This is a genomic window from Promicromonospora sp. Marseille-Q5078 (genome assembly GCF_050315395.1).
GTDB lineage: Bacteria > Actinomycetota > Actinomycetes > Actinomycetales > Cellulomonadaceae > Isoptericola.
In genome coordinates this window covers 76,073-100,264 of sequence record NZ_JBNPQG010000001.1, presented here as the reverse complement: position 1 = coordinate 100,264, position 24,192 = coordinate 76,073, and the positions used below count along the sequence as shown (strand labels likewise).

Genomic DNA, 24,192 nt, shown 5'->3' with positions numbered 1-24,192 from the left:
TTCGCACACGTTGTCCACAGGTCGGGGGGAACGGGTTCTCCACACGATTGTCCACAGGGATTTCCCCAGGGTTGTCCACAGCTTGTGTCCGACTCGTACCCTCCGTCGGATGCGACGGGCATCTGTGCTCTGACCGTTATCGCATGTTCTCCCTTTTTCGACGGAAACCTGGTGTACTACACCACGATTCCCCGTATCGCACGTCGACTGGCGCGCGTCTGCGCCGGTCACCACCGAAGGGACAACCCCACAGTGAAGAGGACCATGGCCGGCGTCGTCGCGACGACGCTTGCCGTCGGAGGGATGCTGGTCGCCACCGCCGCGCCCGCCTCCGCCCACACTCGCGATGTCAACGCCACCTGCGACACCTTGAGCGTCAGCCTCAAGGCGTACCAGCAAGCGACCGTCACCGTCGTCATTGACGACGAGCGTGTGGTCGACAACGAGTATTTCGAGCACGACTACCCGGCCACCAACGGGGCGAAGACATTCCCGCTCGAGGGCGCCATGGAGTGGAGCGTCACGGTAGACGCCCATGACGACGACCAGTGGGACAAGACATGGGAAGGTTCCGTCGAGCCTTGTGAAGGCACCCCGGAACAGCCCGAGCAGCCTGGTGGATCTGACAAGGTCCAGGTCGGCATCTACCTCTACGAAAAGCTTGACGCGATTCCCGAGGACGAGTGGCGCAGCGACGCGGACCAGTGGCGAGGCAAGGACAAGCCCGCCCGCTGGGAGAACTCCGGTGAGCAGCAGTTGCTCGCCACCAAGACGCTTGATCGCGACGAGGTCGAGGTGGGCAACGGCGACTACTGGTACACGGAGCTGCCGGAGACCGACCTGCTCGAGAACGTCGACCTGTGCACCGACTGGGGCATCCAGCAGGACCTCGTGCCCGGTGACTACACGATTCCGCAGAACATCACGTATCCGGACGACGACTCCGGGATGAGCGACGTGCTCCTCGACAATGTCCACCAGGAGCTGGAGGACCTCGGTGTCGTCCTGCCCGGCGGCGAGTCATGCGGCCCGGAGCAGCCCCCCGTCGAGGTCGAGCCGACGGTCGTCGTACCGATGGCGCCGACTGGCCTCGAGGTCTGTGGCTCCGACGCCTCCGACGTCATCCTTCCCGCCAACAGCGCCGAGGTGACGTATACCCGAACCGACGACGGTGTCCTGGCCACGCCGACCACCGACCACGTCTTCGGGGAGGACCTCGGTGGTTACACCCTCACCATGTCCGACAGTGTGCTGTTCCCGATCGCGGACCTCGTCCCCGCCGCCGAGGACTGCGCGCTGATCCCCGGTGACATCGCCGCCGTGTGCCAGGGCGAGACCCCGTACCTGGACTACGGCGTCTCCCTCCCCGAGGGCATCGAGGTCGACGACGACACGCCGCTGACCATCACGTTCATCAACCCGGACGGCGGTGAGGACTTCGTCGCCGAGGACCAGCCGCTCGAGGGCTCGCTGCTGTGGCCGGGTGCCTCCGACACCGCGCCGAAGCAGTGGCCGGGCTGGGAGCAGCAGGACGACGGCTCGTACGTCGAGACGGACGGGAACTACGCCTGGACCCGCGACGACGTGCAGGTGCGCTTCGAGGTCAACCCCGAGTACTCGCAGATCGTGAGCTACCCGGAGGCGACCACCCAGTGCGCCAACCCGATCGGCGTGGGCGGACCGGGCGAGGACGTCACGGACGTCGTCGCCGACGCAGACGTGCCGGCCGCGGACGCCGCGCAGGCCGACGAGCTGCCGCAGACGGGTGCGACGGTCGGCCTCTTCGCCGGCCTGGCCGCCCTGCTCGTCGCGGGTGGTGGCGTGCTGTTCTGGCTGCGTCGTCGTCTCACGACCTCTCGCGTCAGCCGAAGGTGTCCCGCGGCCCCGGGCCGCGCACCGAGCGCCGGCCACGGCGGAAGCCGGGGCCGGCAGGGCCCAGCACCGTGACCTCCTCGACGACGCCCTCGCCGACCTCCTCGCCGAGGCGGCGCAGCAGGGTGGGGACCAGGAGCCGCACCTGCGTGGCCCACGCCGTCGAGTCGGCGCGGACCACGAGCACCTTCTGCTCGAACGTCTCGGGCTGGCAGTGGTCGGCCACCTGGTCACCGACGACCTCGCGCCAGCGTCCGATCACGCCGCCGACGGAGACGTCCGCCGTCCAGCCCTTGTCCCGCATCAGGCGCCCGATCACCTCGGACAGCAGCTGCGGGTCGCGCGCGCCCGGCCCCTGCCCGGACAGGCGGGGCTCCGCCAGCGGGGAGCGTCGCGCGGGCGAGCCCGGGCGCAGCCCCTTGGCCCGGGCCGCCGCCTTCGCGCGGTTGAGCGCCTCGCGCGCCACCGCGGACGGCGGCGTCAGCTCCGTGCGGTCCTGGACCGGTCGCGGGTCGTCGGTACGGGGCGCCCGCGGCTCGTCATCGGCGTCAGAACCGGCGAGGCCGGCGAGGCCGGCGAGGCCGTCAAGATCGTCGAGGCCGTCGGCGCCCTCGTCAGCCCGCACGACGCACCTCGCCGGGTGTCACCTCGAAGCGGGCCCCGAGGAGCTGTGGAGGAACGTCCTCCGGCACCGCCGCGGTCACGAGCACCTGCCGCGCCGGGGCGACGAGCTGCGCGAGCCGCTCCCGCCGGCGGACGTCCAGCTCGGCGAACACGTCGTCGAGGATGAGCACGGGGTCGGCGTCGGTGTCGAGGTCCGGGTCCCAGAACGCCGCGTCGGGCACGTGCTCGGGGTCGTCACCGCCGCCGAGCAGCCGGTACGACGCCAGCCGCAGGGCCAGCGCGAACGACCACGACTCGCCGTGGCTCGCGTAGCCCTTGGCGGGCAGCCCGCCCAGCGTGAGGACCAGGTCGTCACGGTGCGGCCCCACCAGGCTCACGCCCCGCTCCAGCTCCTGGCTGCGCGCCTCCGCCATCGCCGCGAGGATCGCCTTCTCGAGGTCCTCCGCCGCGTGCAACTGCCCGGCACCGTCGCCCGCCTCGGGGACGCTGGACCGATACGTGAGCTCGGCGTCGCCGTCCGCGTCGCTGACCTGCTCGTACGCGGCCGCCACGTACGGCTGCAGCGCCTGGACCAGCGCGAGGCGCATCGCGAGGATCTGCCCGCCGAGCTGGGCCGCCCGAGCGTCCCACACCTCCAGCGTGCTGGTGTCCACCGGCCCGCCGCCCGACCTGCGGGCGCCGCGCAGCGACTTGAGCAGCGCCGAGCGCTGCCGCACCACCCGCTCGTAGTCGCTCAGGAGGCCCGCAGCGCGGGGGAGGAGCTGCACCACCAGCTGGTCGAGGAAGCGCCGGCGGCCGTCGGGGTCACCCTTGACGAGCGCCAGGTCCTCGGGTGCGAACAGCACGGTGCGCAGGATGCCGAGGACGTCGCGTGCCCGGCCGAGCTGGCCGCGGTTCACCCGCGCGCGGTTGGCCTTGCCCGCGGTGATCTCGAGCTCCACGGTCGACGCGCGCTCGCCCCGCACGACCCGCGTGCGCACGACCGCCCGCTCGGCGCCCGCGCGGATCAGGGGCGTGTCGTTCGCGACCCGGTGGCTGCCCAGCGTCGCCACGTAGCCGATCGCCTCGACGAGGTTGGTCTTGCCCTGGCCGTTTCGACCCACGAACGCGTTCGGACCCGGCTCGAGCTCGACGTCGGCCGCCGCGTACGACCGGAAGTCGAGGAGTGACAGGTGAGAGACGTACATCAGCCTTCTCGGCGGTCGGCCACCGAGGAGATCACGACGCCGGCTTGACCGCGTGCCCGCCGAACTGCTGCCGCAGCGCAGCGACGGCCTTCATGGCCGGCGACTCCTCCTGGCGGGACGCGAAGCGGGCGAACAGCGCCGCGGAGATCACCGGCAGCGGCACCGCGTTGTCGATGGCCTCGTCGACGGTCCAGCGACCCTCGCCCGAGTCGTCCACCCAGTCGTCGATCGCTGCCAGCGCCGGGTCCTCCTCGAGCGCCTTGACCATGAGGTCGAGCAGCCACGACCGCACCACCGTGCCGCGCATCCACGCCTTCATCGTGCCGTGCACGTCGGTGACGATGTCCTTCTTCGCGGCCAGCAGCTCGTAGCCCTCGGCGTAGGCCTGCATGAGGCCGTACTCGATGCCGTTGTGCACCATCTTCGCGAAGTGTCCCGCGCCCACCTCGCCGGCGTGCACGAAGCCCTCCTCGCGCGGCCCCTCCGGGCGCAGCGCGTCGAAGACCGGCATGAGCGCCTCGACGTGCACGGCGTCGCCGCCGCACATCAGGCCGTACCCGTTGTCCAGGCCCCACACGCCGCCGGACACCCCGACGTCGACGTACCCGACGCCGCGCTCGGCCAGCTCCGCGGCGCGCGCCTGGTCCTCGGGGTAGTGCGAGTTGCCGCCCTCGACGACGACGTCGCCCTCGCCCAGCAGCGTGCCGAGCTCCTGGACGACGCCCCGCGTCGGGTCGCCGGCCGGGACCATCACCCACACCACGCGCCGGTCCGCGGGCAGCGCGGCGACGAGGTCGGCCAGGGACGCGACGTCGGACACCTCGGGGCGCGGGTCGTAACCCGTGACCTCGATGCCGCCGCGGCGTAGCCGCTCGCGCATGTTGTTGCCCATCTTGCCCAGACCGACGAGTCCGATGTGGCTGACCATGGGTTCCTCCGGGAGGGGTGCGGGCGGGGTGTGCGAGCGGTGTGTCAGCCGGCGAACCGGATGGGCACGAGCAGGTAGCGGTACTCGGACGAGTCCTCGCCGTCGAGCGACTCCTGGCCGGTGAACTCCACCGGCTTGTTCGGGTGCGTGAACGACAGGCGGACGAAGTCGGTGCCGAGTGCGCCCAGGCCGTCCAGCAGGAACTGGGGGTTGAAGGCGACCTGGATGTCCTCGCCGACGAGCACCGCCTCGAGCGCCTCGGACGCCTGCGCGTCGTCGCCCTGGCCGGCGTCGAGCACCACCTGGCCGTCGCTGAACGACAACCGGATCGGCGTGTTGCGCTCGGCGACGAGCGAGACGCGCTTGGCGGCCTCGATCAGCGGCGCCGTCGCGACGACGGCGTGGATCGGCGTCGCGTCCGGGAAGAGGCGGCGGACCGGGGGGTAGTCGCCGTCGACGAGCTGCGACGTCGTGTGGCGGCCGCCCGCCTCGAAGCCGATGAGGTCCACGCCCTGGCCGGTCGAGAGCCCCACGTTGACGAGGCCGCCCCCGCCGCCGAGCGACTTCGCGACGTCGGTGAGGGTGCGGGCCCGCACCAGCGCCACCGCCGAGTAGCCGGGGGTGGCCGGGGTCCAGGTGAGCTCGCGCAGCGCGAGCCGGTACCGGTCCGTGGCGATGAGCGTGATGCGCTCGCCCTCGATCTCCATGCGCACGCCGGTGAGCAGCGGCAGCGTGTCGTCACGGCTCGCAGCGACGCTCACCTGCGCGACGGCGTGCGTCAGCGCGTCGCCGGTGACCGTGCCGCTCAGCTCCGGCATCTGCGGGAGCGACGGGTAGTCCTCGACCGGCATGGTCAGGAGGGTGAAGCGCGAGGCGCCGCAGGTCAGCACGACCTTGGTGCCCTCGAGGGTGACGTCCACAGGCTTGTTCGGCAGCGCCCGGGAGATCTCGGCGAGGAGGCGTCCGGAGACCAGCACGGTCCCGGGCTCCGCCACCTCGGCGGGGATCTCGGCGCGCGCGGAGACCTCGTAGTCGAAGCTGGACAGCCAGATCGTGCCGGCCGTGTCCACCTCGATGCGGACTCCCGCCAGCACCGGCGCCGGCGGGCGCGTGGGGAGGGTGCGCGCCGTCCAGGTCACGGCCTCAGCCAGGACGTCACGTTCAACCCGGAACTTCATCCCACTCCTCGAGTTGTCGATCGTTGCGGACGACAGCCTGCCGTCGCGGCCCGGTCATGGGCCAGTCCGACGTGACCCGACCGGCCTCGTCGTCCGTGCCAAACCCTACGCGAGACAGGGCCCCCTCGGCACGCGATCCGGGCCCCGCCGGCTCGGGTGTGCGTGGATCGTCGGCCGCCCTGATGAAGGTGTGTGGATTTCCTTGATGATCAAACGTTCGTCATCGTCATCGGGGTTGTGGAATCTGGGGATGAAGGGCGTTTCCGCAGGTCAGAGGACCAACACGAGTGTGGAGGGAGTGGGGGTGACGCTGTGGACGACGCCCTGGGCCTGTGGGCGAAGGAATTCGTACCCACAGTCGTCCACTGATCGGGGCGCCGTCGTCCACGGATATCCCGTGGTCGTCCACACGCGTCCACAGAGTTATCCACAGGTGTGAATCTCCGCGTCGGTGGAAAAGGTCGAGTTGTCCACGTATGTGGTCCACAGGGCTGGGGACGAGCCGGCCGGATCGGCGGTCCTCCGGGCCTGTGGCTGTGGGCACTGATGTGGAGAAACGCCGACGGGCCCGGTCCCACGCCCTGGGAAGAGCGTGGTCGGGCCCGTACGGGGTCGCGCGGGGTCAGCCGCGGTGCTGCTGCTTGATGCGGCTGGTGAGCTCGGTCACCTGGTTGTAGGTGGACCGCCGCTCCGCCATCTGGCCGGCGATCTTCTTGTTGGCGTGCATGACCGTGGTGTGGTCGCGGCCGCCGAACTGCTGGCCGATCTTCGGCAGCGAGAGGTCGGTGAGCTCGCGGCAGAGGTACATGGCGATCTGCCGCGCCGTGACGAGGACGCGCGAGCGCGACGAGCCGCAGAGGTCGTCGATGGTCAGACCGAAGTAGGCGGCGGTCTGCGCGATGACCATCGACGGGGTGATCTCCTGCGTGTCGTCGTCGGTGATGAGGTCCTTGAGGACGATCTCGGCGAGCGCGAGGTCCACCTGCTGCCGGTTCAGGTTCGCGAACGCGGTGACACGGATGAGCGCGCCCTCGAGCTCGCGGATGTTCGTCGAGATGCGGGAGCCGATGTAGCTGAGCACCTCGGCAGGCACGTCCAGACGCTCGCTCGCCGCCTTCTTGCGGAGGATGGCGATCCGGGTCTCGAGGTCCGGCGGCTGGACGTCGGTGATGAGGCCCCACTCGAACCGCGACCGCAGCCGGTCCTCGAAGCCGTTGAGCTGCTTCGGCGGCACGTCGGACGTGATCACGACCTGCTTGTCCGCGTTGTGCAGCGCGTTGAACGTGTGGAAGAACTCCTCCATCGTCTGTTCCTTGCCCTGCAGGAACTGGATGTCGTCGATGAGGAGGACGTCGACGTCGCGGTATCGGCGCTGGAACGCGCCGGCCCGGCCCTCGCCGATGCTGTTGATGAAGTCGTTGGTGAACTCCTCGGAGTTCACGTAGCGCACCCGCACGTGGGGATAGAGGTTGTGGGCGTAATGGCCGATGGCGTGCAGCAGGTGCGTCTTGCCCAGCCCGGAGTCGCCGTAGATGAAGAGAGGGTTGTACGCCTTGGCCGGCGCCTCGGCCACGGCGACGGCCGCGGCGTGCGCGAAGCGGTTCGACGACCCGATGACGAACGTCTCGAAGATGTACTTCGGGTTCAGCCGCGTCGGCTCGGCGGACTGCTTCGGGTTCGGCGGGAGCGGCGGGGCCTCGGGCTCGTCGGGCACACCGTGCTCCGGGGGAGCGGTGTAGTCCTGCGAGGGGCCGGTCAGGGTGTCGCTGCTGAGCTCCGGGTCGACCGTGATGCCGAAGCGGATGTCGCGGCCGAGGGTGGACGCCATCGCCGACACGAGCTGGTCGCGCACGCTGGTCTCGAGGTAGGCACGGGTCTGCTCGTGCGGGACCGCGATGAACACGGTGTCCTCGAGGATCGCCATCGGCTTCGCGAGCTTGATGAACGCGAGCTGCCGGGCCGTCATGTCCGGCCGTGCCTCGAGGGTGGCGAGCGTATGGGCCCAGACGTCGGTGATGTTCTCGTCCGGCTGGGCCACGGGCGTCGTCCTTCGGGTCGTTCGGGATGGGCAGCGAGGCCGCGAGTCTGCCACGCCGAAACTCCGTCCACAGCCTTGTCCACATGCTGTGGAACCTGTGGACAATGCTGTGGAGTGATGACCGTACCGGCGGCCTGGCGCGACGTCGCGCCCGCTGCGTGAGGTCCTCCACATCGTAGCCACCGTCGGGGTGCGGTCGCCCCTGGGCGGGTTTGACCTGAGAGCCCTCCACGGCGTAACGTCGGACAGCCGTTCCAGGTCCTTTCGCGCGCCCTCACACGGGCTGCCGGTCACGGATCGGCCCGGTCGACGCCTCCACGTTCTCGGACGCGTGCGCTGACCTGCGAACACAGACCTGCATCGTCGAGGAACTGACGGTGTGCCTCCCCGACGTTTCTTGGAGTACCTCGTGAGCAAGCGGACCTTCCAGCCGAACAACCGCCGCCGTGCCAAGACCCACGGCTTCCGGCTGCGCATGCGCACCCGTGCCGGCCGCGCCATCCTGGCGAACCGTCGGCGCAAGGGTCGCGCCGAGCTCTCTGCCTGACGAATGCTGCCCGCGGCGCACCGAATGCGCCGTTCCGTCGATTTCGAACGGGCGGTGCGCCGCGGCACGCGTGCAGGTCGATCGACCGTGGTGGTTCACCTCCTCGTCGACCCCGACGCCGGCCCTGAGGCCGCTGTCGACGGGGTCGCGACGGGGGAACCGCCACAGGTCGGTCTTGTCGTATCCAAGGCCGTGGGGAACGCCGTGCATCGCAACCAGGTGAAGCGTCGCCTCCGGCACTCGGCGGCCACACATCTCGCGTCACTGCCGGCTGGGTCGTGCCTCGTGGTCCGGGCACTCCCGGCGTCGAGCAGCGCGACGTACGCGGAGCTCGACCGCGACCTGGCGAGCAGCCTCGACCGCGCGGTCGCGCGCACCCGGAGAAGCTCGTGAGCGCCTCGACGCTCGGGCACGGCCGGAAGGCGCTGCGGGAACTCCCCGCCGTCGTCCTCATCGGCGTGCTGCGCGTCTACCAGGCGGTGATCTCCCCGCTCACGGGCCCCACCTGCAAGTACTACCCCTCGTGCTCGCAGTACGCGATCATCGCGATCCGCACGCACGGCACGTTGCGGGGCACCGGTCTCGCTCTCTGGCGGATCCTGCGGTGCAACCCTTGGAGCCTCGGCGGCGTCGACGACGTCCCTCCCGCTCGTGCGAAGCATGCCGACACAGCCGTCGGCACGACGACGCACGAGCACAGCGGCGCAGCTCACCACTGACCATCCCGGACCGCGCCGCCGGGGACGCAGACTTTTCCGACAGAGGAGACACATCGGGATGGATACCATCCTCTACCCCATCGAGTGGGTCGTGGCCTGGATCATGTACGGGTCGCACGCCGTGCTCACGACCCTGGGCATGGACGACGGACCGGGCTGGGCCTGGGTGCTGTCGATCGTCGCGCTGACGATCGTCATCCGTATCGCGCTGATCCCGCTGTTCTTCAAGCAGATCAAGGCCTCGCGCGGGATGCAGATGATGCAGCCTGAGCTGCAGGCGGTCCAGAAGAAGTACAAGGGCAAGACGGACCCGGCGTCCCGCGAGGCCATGGGCCGCGAGACGATGGAGCTGTACCGCAAGCACGGCACCAACCCCATGGCGTCCTGTCTGCCGATCCTGCTGCAGTCGCCGATCTTCTTCGCGCTCTTCCGGGTGCTCAACCACCTCTCGGCGATCGCCGACGGCTCCTACCGCACGATCGGTCCCATCGACCAGCGGGTCGCCGGGGACATCGAGCACTCCCAGCTCTTCGGTGCGCAGCTCTCCGACGTCTTCCGCACCACCGACTCGACGACGTCGCGCATCGTCGTCATCTGCCTCATCGTGCTGATGAGCGCCACCATGTTCTTCACCCAGCGCCAGCTGACCATGAAGAACATGCCGAAGGCGGCGCTCGAGGGCCCGATGGCGAGCACGCAGAAGATGATGCTCTACATCCTCCCGGTGATCTTCCTGATCTCCGGGATCAACTTCCCGGTCGGTGTGCTGATCTACTGGGTCATCTCGAACCTCTGGTCGATGGGCCAGCAGTTCTACACGATCAAGCGGATGCCGGCGCCGGGCTCCGAGGCGGAGCGTCTGCTCAAGGAGAAGCAGGCGCGCAAGGCCGCGGCCAAGGGTGCCATCGAGGCCACCCCCGAGCCGGAGCCCGAGCAGCCGCGCGGGCAGCGTGAGCAGCCCAAGCGCAAGAACCGCCAGAAGCGCCGTTGAGCAGCGAGAGGAATCGACGACCGATGACGACGGACATTCCCGTGGAGCAGGGCCCGGAGCGGACCTCACGCCTCGAGGAGGAGGGCGAGATCGCCGCCGACTACCTGGAGGAGCTGCTCGACATCGCCGACCTCGACGGGGACATCGACCTGGACATCCAGCACGACCGGGCCGCGGTCGAGGTCGTGGCGGACGAGGACGAGGACCTGTCGGCGCTCGTAGGGCGCGACGGCGAGGTACTCGAGGCGCTGCAGGAGCTGACGAGGCTCGCCGTCCAGGCCCGCACGGGCGAGCGGAGCCGGCTCATGCTGGACATCGGCGGTTTCCGGGCCGCGCGCCGTGAGGAGCTGACCGTGCTCGCCGAGGGCGCGATCCGTGAGGTGCGCGAGTCCGGTGTCGAGGTCGAGCTCGACCCGCTGAACGCCTTCGAGCGGAAGGTCGTGCACGACGCGGTCGCCGCGGCCGGCCTGGTCAGCGACTCGCGCGGCGTCGAGCCGTCGCGGTACGTCGTGGTTCAGCCTGCGGCCGAGTCTGGTGACACGCCGGCTTCCTGATGGTCGATCCGAGAGCCCGTTGTTTCACGTGAAACGACGGGCTCTCGTCATGAGGTGGAAGAGTGAGGGAGGCTGACGATGACCGACGAGCCCACGAACAGGGATGTCCTCGACGAGGAGCTGGGGCGAAGCGACGCAGTGCGCGCGTACTTCGGCGACAGGTACGAGCCCGTGGCCGAGTACGCCAAGCGGCTCCGGGACGAGGGCGAGCTGCGCGGCCTCATCGGTCCCCGCGAGGTCGACCGGCTGTGGGAGCGGCACATCCTGAACTCGGCGGCCGTGACGCCGTATCTCGACGCCGCACGGTCGGTGGCCGACATCGGGTCCGGTGCGGGGCTGCCGGGGATCGTCATGGCGATTCAGCGCCCGGACGTGGAGTTCCATCTCATCGAGCCCATGGAGCGGCGGACCGCCTGGCTGGAGGAGATCGTGGAGGCGCTCGCGCTGGAGAACGTGCTGGTCAAACGCGGTCGCGCCGAGGAGTACCACGATGCCTTCGAGGTCGATGTGGTGACGTCGCGCGCCGTGGCCGCGCTGAGCAAGCTGGCGCGGATGAGCCTGCCGCTCGTGCGGCGCGGTGGGGCGATGGTGGTGCTCAAGGGGCGCAACGTCGAGCGCGAGATCGAGCCGGCTCGTAAGGTGCTGCGGTCGTTCAAGACGGCGGAGCCGGAGATTCTCGTCGGCGACACTGTGCCGGACGTGGAAGCGACCACCATCCTGCGCATACGCAGAAGCTGACCTGCTGCGGTGGGTCGCTGGACGGCTCGCCGCACTCCCCGCAGGCGTGATCTCCACAGGCCGGAGTTTTGCCCCGCCCGGTCGTCATTGAGGCCGTAGAGTGAGCGCGGAGCACCGGACCGCGGTGTCCTCGGGCTCGCCGCGGCCTGCGGCGCGGTCCCTGTGACGAACCGGAGGAGTGGCACGTGAGCACGAGTACGGAGCACGTCGACGACGTCCCCCAGAGCGACGGGACCGCGACAGGTGATCCGCATGTTTCACGTGAAACAGCCTCCCTCGCTTGGGCCGACAACGGGCTCCCGGCCGGTATCGACGGACATCGCGCGGCCCTCGTCGCGTCGGTTCCCGATGCCGACGAGTCGACGCCCCTCGCGGCACAGCTGGCGATCGACTCGCGGCGGCGGATCGAGCTTCAGGGTCGGCAGTTCTCCCGTCCGGAGCAGACTCGCATCATCACTGTGGCGAACCAGAAGGGCGGGGTCGGGAAGACCACGACCACGGTCAACCTCGCCGCGGGCCTGGCCCAGTCCGGCCTGAAGGTGCTGGTCATCGACAACGACCCGCAGGGAAACGCATCAACGGCGCTCGGTATCGAGCATCGCGCGGGAACGCCGTCGATCTACGAGGTGCTCGTCGAGGGTGAACCTCTGGCGAGCACGGTCCAGGAGTGCCCGTCGGTCCCCGGTCTGTACGGGGTGCCGGCCACCATCGACCTCTCCGGAGCGGAGATCGAGCTCGTCTCCCTCGTTTCACGTGAAACACGGCTGCGGCGGGCGCTCGACGCCTACCTCGCGGATCGTGAGGCTCGTGGCGAGGAGCGAATCGACTATGTGTTCGTCGACTGCCCGCCGAGCCTCGGACTGCTCACGGTCAACGCGTTCGTGGTGGGGCGCGAGGTCCTCATCCCGATCCAGTGCGAGTACTACGCGCTCGAGGGTCTCAGCCAGCTCCTGAAGACGATCGAACTGATCAAGGCGCACCTGAACCCGGATCTGGACGTCTCCACGATCCTGCTGACCATGTACGACGGCCGCACCAACCTTGCGCAGCAGGTGGCCGCGGAGGTGCGGGAGCACTTCCCGAAGCAGACCTTGAGGACGACCGTCCCTCGGTCGGTGCGGATCTCCGAAGCTCCGAGCCACGCGCAGACGGTGATGACCTACGATCCCGGATCGACCGGTTCGCTCGCCTACCTCGAGGCGGCGCGTGAGCTGGCGGAGCGCGCGCCGCAGCGCGCTGACCTGGGATAACGCAGGATGCGCACGAGTGTGACCGGAGGACACGTGTCCCGCGGCGCGAAGGCGCGGCGCGGAGTGGTGTCGCGGACGAAACGGGCCATCTACGGCTATGGGTGCGATGGAACCAACACGACGACTAGGGGAGTGCGGGGCCCGATGGTTCAGGAGGCTGGAGCATGAGTCAGAAGAAGCGTGGTCTGGGTCGTGGGCTTGGAGCGCTGATTCCCTCCGGGCCTGAGAGCGACCGCCCGGTCGATGTCTTCTTTCCCACGGGGGAGGGACGCGACGGCGAGAGCGCGGGCGTCAGGGTGCCGACATCAACGGTCGAGCGACCGGCGATCGACGGCGCGGAGGGTTCGGGCCGGAGCGCACGTCGATCCGCTTCCTGGGACTCGGCGATCGCCGGCGGGCGGCTGAGCATCCGCACGGGGAACGAGGCGCAGGCGGTCGACGATTCGTCATCCCCGGAGCCTGACTCTGCGACCGGCGCGGTGCTCACCGAGGAAGCGCCGGGTGATCGGGGGATCTCCGAGGACTCCCACGCGGATGAGTCGGACGACACTCTGGGGGCGGACGGCCTCTCGTTGGGTCTGATCACGAGCATCGACCTTCCGGACCTGGAGGAGCCGGCGCCGGCCACAGGTGAGGATGCCTCGGCGATGGGTGCCCCCGGCGAGGTGGTCGACGACGCCGTCGACGGTGTTTCACGTGAAACCGAGCTGAAGCCGGTTCCTGGTGCTCGGTTCGCTGAGATTCCCGTCGACGGGATCCGCCCGAACACCTGGCAGCCCCGCACCGTCTTCGACGACGGGGAGCTCGATGAGCTCGTGGCCTCGATCAGCGAGATCGGCGTGCTCCAGCCGATCGTGGTGCGCCCTGACGCCTCTGACCAGGACCGATACGAGCTCATCATGGGCGAGCGCCGTTGGCGCGCGTCCCAGGCGGCCGGCCTCGAGACGATCCCCGCGATCGTCCGGGAGACCGAAGACAGCGACATGCTTCGCGACGCGCTCCTCGAGAACCTGCACCGCGCCGCGCTCAACCCGCTGGAGGAGGCTGCGGCGTATCGGCAGCTCCTGGACGACTTCGGGTGCACGCACGAGGAGCTCGCGACGCGGATCGCCAGGTCGCGGCCGCAGATCTCCAACACGCTCCGCCTTCTGAAGCTGCCCCCGCTGGTCCAGCGACGCGTCGCGGCGGGAGTGCTCTCGGCGGGTCACGCCCGGGCGCTGCTCTCTCTCACGGACGGCGCCGAGATCGAGAGGCTGGCACAACGGATCGTCTCGGAAGGTCTCTCGGTGCGCGCGACGGAAGAGGTCGTCACTCTCCTGACCAGCGGGGATGGGGACAAGCCGGCTCGCCGGGGACCGCGCGCGGGCCAGCGCAGCGAGGCGATGGACGAGCTCGCGACACGGTTGGCGGACCGCTTCGAGACGCGCGTGAAGGTGAACATCGGCAAGACCAAGGGCCGGCTCACCGTGGAGTTCGCGTCCGTGGAGGACCTCAATCGGATCCTGGAAGTGATGGCACCCGAGGACCCGGGGCTCCTGCGTTCCTGATCGACCAGCCGACATCGCCGACGGGCGTCGCTCCTTCCGAGGGGCGGCGTCCGTCGGTCTGTGGAGCGACAGTGAGGACGGGAGAGCGCACCCTCCCGGCACTGTGACGACGAAAGTCTGCGCTAGGTCGCGGACCGCCTCGCCCCGGCGAGATCGTGGTGATTCGGGAGCCGCGCGCGGCGCGGTCGACGGTACAGGAGTGCGGGTGGGCCGTTGCGAGAAGTCGGGTAGGCGGGATGTCACCTCGACGTCGCCGCCTCCGGCAGTTGGATCGTCCCGCTGTTTCACGTGAAACGCGACCGCCTGGCGCGCGCGCGTGTCGGGCCGACGCTCCAGGACGTCGTGACCGCTGGGGACCCTCAGCGCACACCGTCCCGGACTGCAGGTCACTGTACGAGCGTGACCACGACGCCGCCCCACCGCCCGTGGGTTGAGGGCGATGGCTCCCGTTCGGTCTCGTGCAGGGAGCGGAGGAGTCCATCGATGAGCGGGGAGCGACGAAGCCACGAAACGCTGTGTGAGCGCGCAGCGACGAGCGGGGCGGGCGAAGCCGGTCCGGCGCTGGGCTCGTGGGAACTGTGCGGCAGGTGAGGGGCGCCTCGTGCCGTCCCTGCGGGGAGCACGGGTGGCCCCGTTTCACGTGAAACACGGGCGCCACAGGTTGTTGTCGTGCGCCGCCGGGCTTGGCGAAGAAGGACGCGCGCGGCATGAAGGATCCGAGGTAGCGGGGGAGTGGACCTGGGACGCTCGGGCGAACGCGTAGCCGTCGCTGTCCGCGCCGATGGTCTCGTGGCAGGTCGAAGACTGGCGGACGATGACTCTTCTCCCGCTAGCTGGTGCAGGTCGAGACCTGGTGAATATGGCGCCACCGAGGGATGTGCGCGGGCTGGTCACCGAGCCGCAGCCTCCGTACGCGGAGGGCAGTGCGTTGCCTCCACCTCGCGGTGCCGGTGGGATGCGCATGACGCGGAGGCACGGAGTGAGTCGCCAAGGACGGTGGCACGTCGTTCCTGGTCACTGCCTCGCGCGCCCGTCGTCGCCGTCGAGGGACGGCTGTGCGCGGTGAGATCCGGGGATCGCGATGCGTGGGCAGGGTGGCCGGCAGCAGGGGAGTGCCAAGGGCAGGTGGCCGCTCATGACAGACAGCGGGCTCGGACGAACGCCCGATGCGGAAGCATCGCTGCCGGGGTCGTCCGAGGGGCCGGATGGAACGCTGGCTGGAGGGCGGGGCGCGGATACCTTCGCTCCGTGTCCGTGAGCTGATAGGTGCTGGCCGGCGGACTTCCCCCGTGCAGGAGCGGTCGCAGCCTTGCTGGCGGGAGAAGACCCCCGGTTGCGCCGTGGCGTCATGTCGCCCGATGGCGACGGATACGCGCCGGGGGAGCGGCCCGGACGCGCGAGCCCGCTGGCGACAGACACCAGGCCGTTCCCCGTCGCTGCCGTCGGCTGGCCATGGCCGCACCACACTCCATGGAGCCCGTCCGGTGGCGATGCGCTTGGTCCGGAGGCGGGTGCGGCGCCAGCACCGACGCCTGCACCTGCTCGGCGGCTGCCGGGGTCAGCAGTCAGGGACGGGGCGTCGATCGATAGACGTGAGTGGACTCGTGAGGCGCCGGACATCGGCGGAGCGACGGTCGCCCCCGGGTGGTCAGGACGCTGCCAGATCGCGCCTCCGGGTGCTCGATGCCCTCGATGATCATGACGCCGACTGGTGGCCACGTACCCTCCGATACTGCGCGACCGGACGATACTCGGCATGTCGGGTATGGAGGCACGCGGGACGAAGGCCGGGGCGTCGGTCCCCTCGGCGGGACAGCCGGCCCGGCGTGCGAGTCTGCTTGCGGTCGGGGCCCGTGCGGTGTCACCCAGCGGGATGCATGGCCTGCCCGAGATGAGCGTCGAGGTCCGTGACGTGGCGGTATACCCCCACTCCTGCCGCGCGGTCGTCCAGGCTCAACACGCACTCCGTGGTGCCCGGCGCCGCAGGGGGCAGACCGGCAGTCACCCAGCTGAAGCCTCCGGTCGGGACGCGCATGACACAGGTGCGGTCGTTGAGGACGATCTCCAGCGGCTCAGGACTGACAAGCCGGTGATCGTCACCGCAAATCACGGCCGGCGGTCACAGGACGATCGCCGCGCGATGCACAGACCGGGGGAGCGGGACACCCGCGCCCCCGACGCGCATCGTCCGGGACCGGGCATGCGAACGGCCGGCCCTGTTTCACGTGAAACAGGACCGGCCGTCGCGAAGGTTCAGGCGCTGGGCGTGAGAACCGCGTCGATCTCCTCCTGGAGAGCGCGCTTGGGGCGCGCTCCGATGACGGACTTCACGAGCTCGCCGCCGGAGTAGACGTTGAGCGTCGGGATCGACGTGATGCCGTAGGCCATGGTCGTGGCCTGGTTGGCGTCGGTGTCGAGCTTGACGATCTTGATCTTGCCCTCGTACTCATCCGAGAGCTCCTCGAGGATCGGGGCGACCATGCGGCACGGGCCGCACCAGGTTGCCCAGAAGTCCACGAGGACCGGGACGTCGGACTCGAGGACCTCGGTCTTGAACGTGTCGTCGGTGACGGCGACGGTAGCCATATGTCGCTCCTTCGATCAGGGATGGAGAAGTGGGTCAGCCGACGACCGGGTCGAGGGCCGCGGGGAGCCCGTCAGGGTTCGGCACCGCCGGGGTGCCGGCCAGAGCCTTCTCGCCCTCGGCGTCGGCGACCTCGGTGAGGTACGACTGCGCGTCGAGCGCGGCGGAGCACCCCGAGCCGGCGGCGGTGATCGCCTGGCGGTAGGTGTGGTCGACGGCGTCGCCGCAGGCGAAGACGCCCGGGAGGTTGGTGCGGGTGGAACGCCCCTCGACGAGGATGTAGCCCTCGTCGTCCAGGTCGACCTGCCCCTTGATCAGGTCGGTCCGCGGGTCGTGCCCGATCGCGACGAACAGCCCGGTGGTGTCGAGCTCCCGCTCGGCGCCGGTGACGGTGTCGCGCAGCGTGACGCCGGTGACCTTGTTCTCGCCGGAGATGCCGGCGACCTCGCTGTTCCAGGCGAACTCGATCTTCGGGTCGGCCTGGGCGCGGTCGGCCATGATCTTCGAGGCACGCAGCGAGTCGCGGCGGTGCACGATCGTCACCTTGGAGGCGAAGCGGGTGAGGAAGGTGGCCTCCTCCATCGCGGAGTCGCCGCCGCCGACGACCGCGATGTGCTGGTCGCGGAAGAAGAACCCGTCGCAGGTGGCGCACCAGGAGACCCCGCGGCCCGACAGCTGCTTCTCCTCCGGCAGGCCCAGCTCGCGGTACGCGGAGCCGGTCGCGAGGATCACGGCGCGAGCCTTGAAGGTCTCGCCGCCGCCGGTGACGACGGTCTTGATGTCGCCGGTGAGCTCGACCTGCTCGGCGTCGTCCCACAGCACCCGGGCGCCGAACTTCTCGGCCTGCTCGCGCATGGCCTCCATGAGGTCCGGGCCCTGGATGCCGGCCGGGAACCCCGGGAAGTTCTCGACCTCGGTGGTGTTCATCAGGGCGCCGCCCGCGGTCACGGACCCGGCGATCACGACGGGCGCCAGACCAGCGCGCGCGGCGTACACGGCCGCGGTGTAACCGGCAGGGCCCGAGCCCACGATGACGATGTCGTGCACGGTGGCCTCACCGGTGGTGTTGGTCGGCTGATCGGTCACGTTCTCTCCTGGTCGTCGGCTGGTCGTTCGCGTCCTGAGGCGCCATGGCACTCAACACCGCGAGGGGGTGCGGTGTTCCCGGGCGACAGGCTCGTGCCGCCCGGGAACGGTCACGAGAGGACGATCTCGTTGAGCTCCAGGTAGTTCTTGCCGTTGGTCTGCGGGAGCTCGGTGATCCAGAGCACGAAGGAGTCCGCCACGGTCTCCTCCGACAGATCGAGCGTGGTCTCCGAGTCGAACGACCCCTCCGCGAGCACCTTGCCGGACGTGGGCTCGTCGCGGGAGGTGGCGCGGACCTCGACGTGGCCGCCGGAGGAGTTCGTGTTGAGCGTGATCGAGGTGACCGGCGCGGGCTCCTCGAGCTCGATGACGTAGCCCAGCCCCGACCGGAGTCCGGCGAAGTCGGGGGAGTTGAAGTACATGGTGTACCAGAACGTCGACGGGTCGCCGTCGTAGGCGAGGTCGACCGCCTCGGGGTGCTGTCCGTCGCCCTCGGGGTCGAGCTGGTCGCCGGACTTGATGACCGGGCGCACCTCCGGCGTCTCGCTCGGCGAGCTGGACGCGTCGTCGCTGGGCTCCTCGGCGGCGCCACCGTCGCCCTCGCTCTGCGTGGGCGCGGCGCTCCCGGCGACGGGAGCGGGGTCGGACGGCGACATCACCTGGGAGAAGGCCCACAGAGCGCCGGCCAGGACGAGCACCACGACGAGCCCGAGGACGATGGGCGTCGGGTTCACGCCGCGGCGCTTGGGCGCGGGCGAAGACGCGAACCCGCCGGTGTCGGTCCGCGGCTCGCCGCCGTTCCCGCCGGGGGCGGGGGCACGGGGGCGTGGGCGGTCTGGGCGGGCTGGGCCGGCTGCGAGGCGCCGTAGGCCTGGGCGTCGTAGCCCGCCGGGGCGGCGCCGTACGCCTGGGTGGGCTGGCCGCTCTGAGCGGGCGCGGCCTGCTGGACCGGGGGCATCGCGGCGGTCGAGGGACCGGGCGGCGGGACCGACGACTGCGCCGTGGGCGCGCCGACGGGCGGGATGGCCTGGGTCGACTGGGCGGCGGGCGCGGCCCCGAACGCCTGCGTGGCTCCGGCGGCCCCGGCAGCGGCGGCCCCGGCGACGGCGCCGGACCGGGCGATGCGCCCGCTCGCGGGGCGGCGGACGGGTGCTGCGGGCGGCGGGGTGCCGGGCAGGCCGGCGCCCGCGCCCATGGCGCCGAGCACCGAGGACCGCACGGGCGGCTCCGTCGACGGCTGCACGAACTGCGGGAGGGCGGCGACCACCGACACCTCGCCCCATGGGGCGAGCGCGGCGACGACGTCGCTCGGGGCGGTGGGGGCGTCCGGCGCGGCCGAGCCGAAGGTCCGGTTCACCAGGGTGTCGAGGTCCGGGTCGACGTGGGGCACGAGGGCGGACACGGGGACGATGCCGTTCGCGTCCGTCTGCGCCGGCAGGGGCCGCACCGTGTCCGGGGCGATCCACGGCTCGTCGAGGGAGTCGCCGGGCCAGCGGGCGGTGAGCGCGTAGTAGGCGAGCGCGACGAGGTCGCGAGCGTCGGCGGCCGCCGCGGCGGCGCCGGTGGTGCCCTCACGGCCGCCGTCGACCCCGGCGAGCGCGGCGTCGATGCCGAGGCCGGTGACGACGACGCGGTGGCCGTCCACGCGCACCGAGTCGGGGCGGAGCGCCAGGTGGTGGACGCCGCGCTGACCGGCCGCCTCGAGCGCGGCGGCGGCCTCGCCGACGACGGCGCGCGCCTGCTGCGCGTCGACCAGGCCCCCGGAGACGATCTCGGTGAGCGACGTGCCGCGGAACGGCTCGCTGATGATGTAGCTGCGCTGGCCCGCACCCAGGTCGGTGCTGCCGACGTCGAGCACGCGCGACAGCCGCGGGTCGGCGACGAGCGCGGCGCGCCGGGCAGCGTCGAGTGCGGCAGACGCGTAGGGGCCGTCGACGAACGTCACCCGGACCGGTCGGTCCAGGATCTGGTCGTGCGCCTCCCACGCCTCTGCTGCGGCGAGGTCGGTGGCTGCGGGCTGCACGAGCCGATAGCGATCGACCATGACGGTCCCGGGATGGGCGGTGCTCACCTGTACTCCTCGGTGGGGGTGCGGGGGGAGAGTGTCCTCCGGTCCATCGGACCATGGTACGGGCGGGCCGGTGGACGGGGTGCGGCGCCGGGCGGGCGCGCCCGCAGGGTCCTCACGGAACCCTCCCGAGCCGGGCACCCGGGTGTCGTCATCGCTTCAGCCGCCGGAGGACGGGCGCCAGCGCGTCGTCGAGCTCGCGGACGTGCAGCACCTTGAGGGAGAGCATGTAGCCCAGCACCATCACGATGCCGGCGACGGCCGTCACCAGCACGGAGTGGCCCCACGACGTGATCTCGTAGCCGCCGAGCAGGCGCACCGTCAGCCAGCCGAGCAGCGCGGCCACGGCCGCGCCGATCGTCGCCCGGACGTACAGCCGCAGCACACGCCGGCCGTCGATGCCGTGCAGCTTGCGCCGCATCCCGCCCACGCGCAGCAGGAGCGAGATCCACGTGGACAGCGCGTACGCGCCGCCGGCGGCGACCGCCCACCAGGTGACCGGCAGGAGGCTGACGGCCGCCCACAGGGCGATCACCATCGAGACGGTCGCGATCACCTGGATGACGAAGATCGACCGGCCGTCCTCGAACGCGAAGTACATGCGGCGGACCATGACCGTCGCGCCGAGGGCGACGATCCCGACCGCCATGGCCTGGATGATCGGCGCGATCGCGGCCACGCCCGTCTGGCCCGCGGTCGGGAGCAGGCTCGCGGTCAGCGGGACGGCGAGCACGGCGAGGGCGGCCGCGGAGAAGACGGAGAAGACGCCCGCGGACCGCATCCCCAGCGACATGTCGCGCCGGACGCCCGGCAGGTCGCCCGCCTGCACGGCGGCCGTCATCCGCGGGAAGAGGACCGTGATGATCGAGACCACGACCAGGGAGTGGGGCAGCAGGTAGATCGTCATCGCCTGCGTGTACGCGGCGTTCCCGGCGACGGTCTCGTCGTTCCCGGCGGCGGCCCACAGGACGTTCGACAGGTAGAGGACGCCGAGCTGCTCGAGCACCACCGCGCCGATGGTCCAGCCGACGACGTTGCCGGCCGCCCGCAGCCCGATCCCGCGGAGGCCCCAGCGGAACCGCCACTGGAAGCCGGAGCGCCTCAGCGCGAACACCAGGACCAGGGCCTGCGCGGCGATGCCGAGGGTGGCCGTGCCGGCCAGCACCGCGGTCTGCGCCGACGACCACGTCGAGAGGTCCTGGATGCCGTTGCTCGGTGCGGCGCCCCAGACCAGGATGAACGCCCCGAAGCCCAGCAGCGAGACGACGTTGTTGGCGACGGGGGCGAGGCCGTACGCGCCGAACCGGCCCTGCGCGTTGAGCACCTGGCCGAGCAGCATGTAGAGGCCGTAGAAGAAGACCTGCGGGATGCACCAGTACGCGAAGACCACCGCGAGGTGCCGGGCGTCCGGGTCGACGTGCCCGCGCAGGGTGAAGAGGGTGACGATCAGCGGCGCCGCGACGACGAGCACCGCGGTGAGCAGCAGGAGCCCGAGCCCGGAGACCGAGATGAGCTTGTCGAGCCGCTCGCGGGCGTTGCGGGCGTTCAGGGCGCGCAGGATCTGCGGGATGAGCACGGCCTGCAGCACGCCCGCGGAGATGAGCGCGAACAGCATGTTCGGCAGCTTGTTCGCGATGTCGAACGCGTTGGCGACCGTCCCGACCGTCCCGACGCACGCGACCAGCAGCATCGACCGGATCAGCCCGGAGGCGCGGGACGCGACCGTCCCCAGCGTCATCACCAGCGACCCGCGGCCGAGGCTCGTGCGGCGCACGGCGTCGGCCCCGCCCGCGACCGGTCCCTGGTCGTCCCCGCCGGTCGTGCCGGGAGGCGTGCCGGGAGTCGCGGCGGGGTCGGCGGGCGAGCCGTCGCGCGGACGCTCGGGCCGGCCGTCGTCGGGGAGGGCGGACGAGTCGGTCATGAGGGGTCGGTCTCCGTGGCCTGGGCGTGGGTCGTGCGTGCGGGGGAGGAGGCGCCGGGCGCGCGGGCGTCGGCGGGCGGGTCGGGCTCCTGCTCGGGCGGCCCGCCGTCGGGTGCCGGGTCGCCCGGCCCGACGTCCTCCGGGGGTGGGCCGTCGTCGGGCCCCTGGGGGTCCGCGGCGTCGGGGGCGACGCCCTCGTCCTTGGTGCGCGTCGAGGAGCGCCCGCGCCGGACCGTCCGCCAGATGCCCGCCACGAACAGCAGGGCGACGGCGGCCGCGACCACCGCGGTGCCGGCCGTCTCCCAGCCCGCGCGCACCTTCACGGAGAAGCTGGTGGGGCCGCTGACGACCGCGCCGCTGGGCGCGAGCACCTCGACCTGCAGGTCGACGTCGCCGGAGCCGATGGCCCGCACGGGCACGTGCACGTTCTGCGAGGTGCCCGCGGGCACCACGACCGTCGGCCGTGACCCGACCACCAGGCGGGACGCGTCGGGCCGCAGCACGACGGTGACCGTGGCGTCCACGGGCAGCTCGTTCGTCACCAGCACGGGCAGCCTGCCGGTGTCGCTGACGAGGGTGACGTTGGACCGGTCGGCGACGCTGATGCCCTGCTGCAGCTCCGCGGACTGCGCGACGGCGAGGTCGACGGCGCCGTCGCGCGCCTCCGGGTCGGTGCGCGCCGCGACGGCCAGCGGGGCGACGAGCGCCTGGTCGGCGTCGCCGCTCAGCTCCACGGGGTCCTCGGCGACCGTCGAGAACGCGGCGAGGGAGCTCTGCGCGTCGAGCAGGCGGCGGACGGACGCCGGCTCCAGCTCGCCGTCGTCGCCGTTCCGGGCGGGGGCGTCGCGCTGCACCCGGGACGCGGGGGCGGCCACCGTCTCGGACAGGGGGACGACGTCGGCCCACGCCGCGTCGTCGAGGGCGCCGAGCACCTCGCCCACGAGGGCCGGGTCGGGAGACCAGTCCCGGGGGAGCGCCGCGAGGACGTGCAGGTCCTTCTGCCCGCCGTCCTGCTGCTGGGCGGCGAGCAGGGCGGTGTCGGCGAGGAGCCGCTGCGCCGCCTCGGCGCCGGACGGTGCCCCGGCGCCGTCGGTGAGGGAGGAGACCGTCGCGGACAAGCCGGCGTCGGCGACGAGCGCGGAGACCTTGCCCGACGGCGTCTCGACGGCGGCGCGCGCGGACGCGGGGGCGTCGTCGACCGGCGCGAGGCCGGAGGGCACCAGCACCTGGTCGACGGAGGCCTCCTGGGCGACGGACAGCGTCCTCGCGTCGGGCCGGCCCTCCGGCCACGCGAGGGTGAGGTCCCAGCCCTCGGGCCGCTGCCAGGCGGCGCCCAGCGCGGCCTCGCCGCCGGTCGCGGCCGCGACGTCGGCGCGGGAGGGGTCGGCGTGGGCGACGGCCTCGAGGTCGGGGTCGTAGCCGGGCAGGACCGCCACGTCGGCGGCGTCGCCGGTCGCGGCGGTGCCGGTCGAGCTGGTGGTGGCCGCGTCCTCCGTGTCGTCCTCGTCGTCGGTGCCCTCGGACGTGCCGGCGGTCTCGCCCGTGAGCCTGGTGGCCCACGCCTGGGCGTCGGGGTCGTCGCTCCCGGCCGCGGCGGAGACGAGCGCCGGGTCGACCGCGAGGGACAGGCCGGGGGACGTGGTGCTGACCGCCGCGGCGTCGAGCAGGCGGGCGAGCCGCCCGTCGCTCGCGGTGAGCCCACCGAGGGCGGTGGCGTACCCCTCCGGGTCGAGCGGGTCGACGGCGGGGCCGGTGACCGGCGCCGCGACGCTCACCGACAGGGGCTCCGGCGCGGCGCCCTTCGGCGCGTACAGGAGGAAGGTGTGCAGCACGTCGACGGTGGCGCCGCCCCGGGTCAGCGCCACGGACATCTCGCGGGGCCCCCAGGGGCTGTCCGCCTCGAGGCCGAGCGCGTCGACGTCGAGCTCGAGCTGCACCTCGGCGGACCTGCCGGGGGCGAGACGGTCGACCGGCTCGCTGACCTGCCGGACCGCGGTGCTCGCGTCCTCGTCGTCGGCCCAGGCCGCGAGGTCCGCGCGCGAGGTCAGCGGCCGCCAGGAGACGCCGAGGTCGAGCGCCGAGCCGTCGAGCGCGGTCTCGGTGCCGTTCGTGACCTCGACCGTCAGCGTCACGGTGGAACCGGGCGTCGCGAGCGTCGGCGACGAGCTCACGAGCTCGACCGTCGCCGCGCCCTCCCGCGGTGCGGCGGGCTGCGGCGCGGCCGCGGCCGTACCGGCCGTGAGCACCACCTGCGCGACGGTCGCGAGGACGCCCACGAGCAGGATCAGCACGGCGAGGAACCGGGCGGGCGAGGGCGCGGGTGCGGCGACGGCACCCGGAGGTCGGGAGATGATCACGCG

Annotated in this window: 20 protein-coding genes; 9 read left to right on the top strand and 11 right to left on the bottom strand. The window is 71.5% G+C overall.

Annotated elements, in window-relative coordinates:
• Window positions 1–84: 84 nt before the first annotated feature.
• Entirely contained in the window at window positions 85–1,947 is a 1,863-nt protein-coding gene (locus ACQFYA_RS00425) for an LPXTG cell wall anchor domain-containing protein (protein ID WP_499120466.1), read from the top strand.
• Here ACQFYA_RS00425 and ACQFYA_RS00420 read toward each other — a convergent pair.
• The 5 genes from ACQFYA_RS00420 to dnaA all read right to left on the bottom strand — a co-directional run bounded on the left by ACQFYA_RS00420 (window position 1,862) and on the right by dnaA (window position 7,827).
• Complete coding sequence (locus ACQFYA_RS00420) at window positions 1,862–2,497, bottom strand: DciA family protein (RefSeq protein ID WP_499120464.1); 636 nt, start codon at window positions 2,495–2,497, stop codon at window positions 1,862–1,864. The two genes, ACQFYA_RS00425 and ACQFYA_RS00420, sit on opposite strands and share 86 nt — an antisense overlap.
• On the bottom strand, window positions 2,487–3,683 hold the full coding sequence (recF, locus tag ACQFYA_RS00415) for a DNA replication/repair protein RecF (RefSeq protein WP_499120462.1): 1,197 nt from the start codon (window positions 3,681–3,683) through the stop codon (window positions 2,487–2,489). Before recF ends, ACQFYA_RS00420 begins: the two co-directional genes overlap by 11 nt.
• Window positions 3,684–3,714: 31 nt before the next feature.
• Entirely contained in the window at window positions 3,715–4,659 is a 945-nt protein-coding gene (gene gnd / locus ACQFYA_RS00410) for a phosphogluconate dehydrogenase (NAD(+)-dependent, decarboxylating) (protein WP_499127387.1), read from the bottom strand.
• The gene (dnaN, locus tag ACQFYA_RS00405) at window positions 4,656–5,789 is read right to left on the bottom strand and encodes a DNA polymerase III subunit beta (RefSeq protein ID WP_499120460.1); all 1,134 of its coding nucleotides are present in this window, start codon (window positions 5,787–5,789) and stop codon (window positions 4,656–4,658) included. The genes gnd and dnaN overlap by 4 nt, the downstream gene beginning before the upstream one ends.
• Window positions 5,790–6,411: 622 nt before the next feature.
• A complete protein-coding gene (gene dnaA / locus ACQFYA_RS00400) occupies window positions 6,412–7,827 on the bottom strand; it encodes a chromosomal replication initiator protein DnaA (protein ID WP_499120458.1) in 1,416 nt (471 codons plus the stop codon).
• 409 nt (window positions 7,828–8,236) lie between these two features.
• On the opposite strand from dnaA, the gene rpmH reads away from it, so the two are divergent.
• The 8 genes from rpmH to ACQFYA_RS00360 all read left to right on the top strand — a co-directional run bounded on the left by rpmH (window position 8,237) and on the right by ACQFYA_RS00360 (window position 14,173).
• Window positions 8,237–8,374 (top strand): 50S ribosomal protein L34, encoded by a 138-nt coding sequence (gene rpmH, locus ACQFYA_RS00395; protein WP_013840089.1) that lies wholly within the window; start codon window positions 8,237–8,239, stop codon window positions 8,372–8,374.
• A 3-nt stretch (window positions 8,375–8,377) separates the two neighbouring features.
• Window positions 8,378–8,767 carry a ribonuclease P protein component gene (gene rnpA, locus ACQFYA_RS00390; protein ID WP_499120456.1) on the top strand — a complete coding sequence of 130 codons (390 nt, stop codon included), beginning with the start codon at window positions 8,378–8,380 and terminating at the stop codon, window positions 8,765–8,767.
• Window positions 8,764–9,093, top strand: a complete 330-nt coding sequence (gene yidD, locus ACQFYA_RS00385; RefSeq protein ID WP_499120454.1) for a membrane protein insertion efficiency factor YidD — start codon at window positions 8,764–8,766, stop codon at window positions 9,091–9,093. The genes rnpA and yidD overlap by 4 nt, the downstream gene beginning before the upstream one ends.
• A 58-nt stretch (window positions 9,094–9,151) precedes the next feature.
• Complete coding sequence (gene yidC, locus ACQFYA_RS00380; RefSeq protein ID WP_499120452.1) at window positions 9,152–10,084, top strand: membrane protein insertase YidC; 933 nt, start codon at window positions 9,152–9,154, stop codon at window positions 10,082–10,084.
• Between the two features lie 23 nt (window positions 10,085–10,107).
• Complete coding sequence (locus ACQFYA_RS00375; protein WP_499120450.1) at window positions 10,108–10,638, top strand: Jag family protein; 531 nt, start codon at window positions 10,108–10,110, stop codon at window positions 10,636–10,638.
• Window positions 10,639–10,716: 78 nt separating this feature from the next.
• Window positions 10,717–11,376 carry a 16S rRNA (guanine(527)-N(7))-methyltransferase RsmG gene (gene rsmG, locus ACQFYA_RS00370; RefSeq protein ID WP_499120448.1) on the top strand — a complete coding sequence of 220 codons (660 nt, stop codon included), beginning with the start codon at window positions 10,717–10,719 and terminating at the stop codon, window positions 11,374–11,376.
• Between the two features lie 308 nt (window positions 11,377–11,684).
• Window positions 11,685–12,626, top strand: a complete 942-nt coding sequence (locus ACQFYA_RS00365) for a ParA family protein (protein ID WP_499127385.1) — start codon at window positions 11,685–11,687, stop codon at window positions 12,624–12,626.
• Between the two features lie 164 nt (window positions 12,627–12,790).
• On the top strand, window positions 12,791–14,173 hold the full coding sequence (locus ACQFYA_RS00360; protein WP_499120446.1) for a ParB/RepB/Spo0J family partition protein: 1,383 nt from the start codon (window positions 12,791–12,793) through the stop codon (window positions 14,171–14,173).
• 2,253 nt (window positions 14,174–16,426) lie between these two features.
• On the opposite strand, the gene trxA is transcribed toward ACQFYA_RS00360, so the two are convergent.
• The 6 genes from trxA to ACQFYA_RS00330 form a co-directional block, all read right to left on the bottom strand.
• Window positions 16,427–16,759 carry a thioredoxin gene (gene trxA / locus ACQFYA_RS00355; RefSeq protein WP_499120444.1) on the bottom strand — a complete coding sequence of 111 codons (333 nt, stop codon included), beginning with the start codon at window positions 16,757–16,759 and terminating at the stop codon, window positions 16,427–16,429.
• 34 nt (window positions 16,760–16,793) lie between these two features.
• Window positions 16,794–17,843: a thioredoxin-disulfide reductase gene (trxB, locus tag ACQFYA_RS00350; RefSeq protein WP_499120442.1), complete on the bottom strand. Its 1,050-nt coding sequence runs from the start codon at window positions 17,841–17,843 to the stop codon at window positions 16,794–16,796.
• Window positions 17,844–17,953: 110 nt separating this feature from the next.
• Window positions 17,954–18,577, bottom strand: coding sequence for a hypothetical protein (locus tag ACQFYA_RS00345; protein WP_499120440.1), 624 nt, complete (start codon window positions 18,575–18,577; stop codon window positions 17,954–17,956).
• Window positions 18,574–19,914: a protein kinase family protein gene (locus ACQFYA_RS00340; RefSeq protein WP_499120438.1), complete on the bottom strand. Its 1,341-nt coding sequence runs from the start codon at window positions 19,912–19,914 to the stop codon at window positions 18,574–18,576. The genes ACQFYA_RS00345 and ACQFYA_RS00340 overlap by 4 nt, the downstream gene beginning before the upstream one ends.
• 148 nt (window positions 19,915–20,062) lie before the next feature.
• Window positions 20,063–21,832: a murein biosynthesis integral membrane protein MurJ gene (gene murJ / locus ACQFYA_RS00335; RefSeq protein WP_499120437.1), complete on the bottom strand. Its 1,770-nt coding sequence runs from the start codon at window positions 21,830–21,832 to the stop codon at window positions 20,063–20,065.
• Window positions 21,829–24,189 (bottom strand): DUF6049 family protein, encoded by a 2,361-nt coding sequence (locus ACQFYA_RS00330; protein WP_499120435.1) that lies wholly within the window; start codon window positions 24,187–24,189, stop codon window positions 21,829–21,831. Before ACQFYA_RS00330 ends, murJ begins: the two co-directional genes overlap by 4 nt.
• Between the last annotated feature and the right edge of the window lie 3 nt (window positions 24,190–24,192).

Bases quoted from the DNA above. Each gene is read 5' to 3' on its own strand.
- recF (WP_499120462.1), bottom strand. From the start codon at position 3,683: ATGTACGTCTCTCACCTGTCACTCCTCGACTTCCGGTCGTACGCGGCG.
- dnaN (WP_499120460.1), bottom strand. From the start codon at position 5,789: ATGAAGTTCCGGGTTGAACGTGACGTCCTGGCTGAGGCCGTGACCTGG.
- rnpA (WP_499120456.1), top strand. From the start codon at position 8,378: ATGCTGCCCGCGGCGCACCGAATGCGCCGTTCCGTCGATTTCGAACGG.
- yidC (WP_499120452.1), top strand. From the start codon at position 9,152: ATGGATACCATCCTCTACCCCATCGAGTGGGTCGTGGCCTGGATCATG.
- ACQFYA_RS00375 (WP_499120450.1), top strand. From the start codon at position 10,108: ATGACGACGGACATTCCCGTGGAGCAGGGCCCGGAGCGGACCTCACGC.
- rsmG (WP_499120448.1), top strand. From the start codon at position 10,717: ATGACCGACGAGCCCACGAACAGGGATGTCCTCGACGAGGAGCTGGGG.
- ACQFYA_RS00360 (WP_499120446.1), top strand. From the start codon at position 12,791: ATGAGTCAGAAGAAGCGTGGTCTGGGTCGTGGGCTTGGAGCGCTGATT.
- trxA (WP_499120444.1), bottom strand. From the start codon at position 16,759: ATGGCTACCGTCGCCGTCACCGACGACACGTTCAAGACCGAGGTCCTC.
- murJ (WP_499120437.1), bottom strand. From the start codon at position 21,832: ATGACCGACTCGTCCGCCCTCCCCGACGACGGCCGGCCCGAGCGTCCG.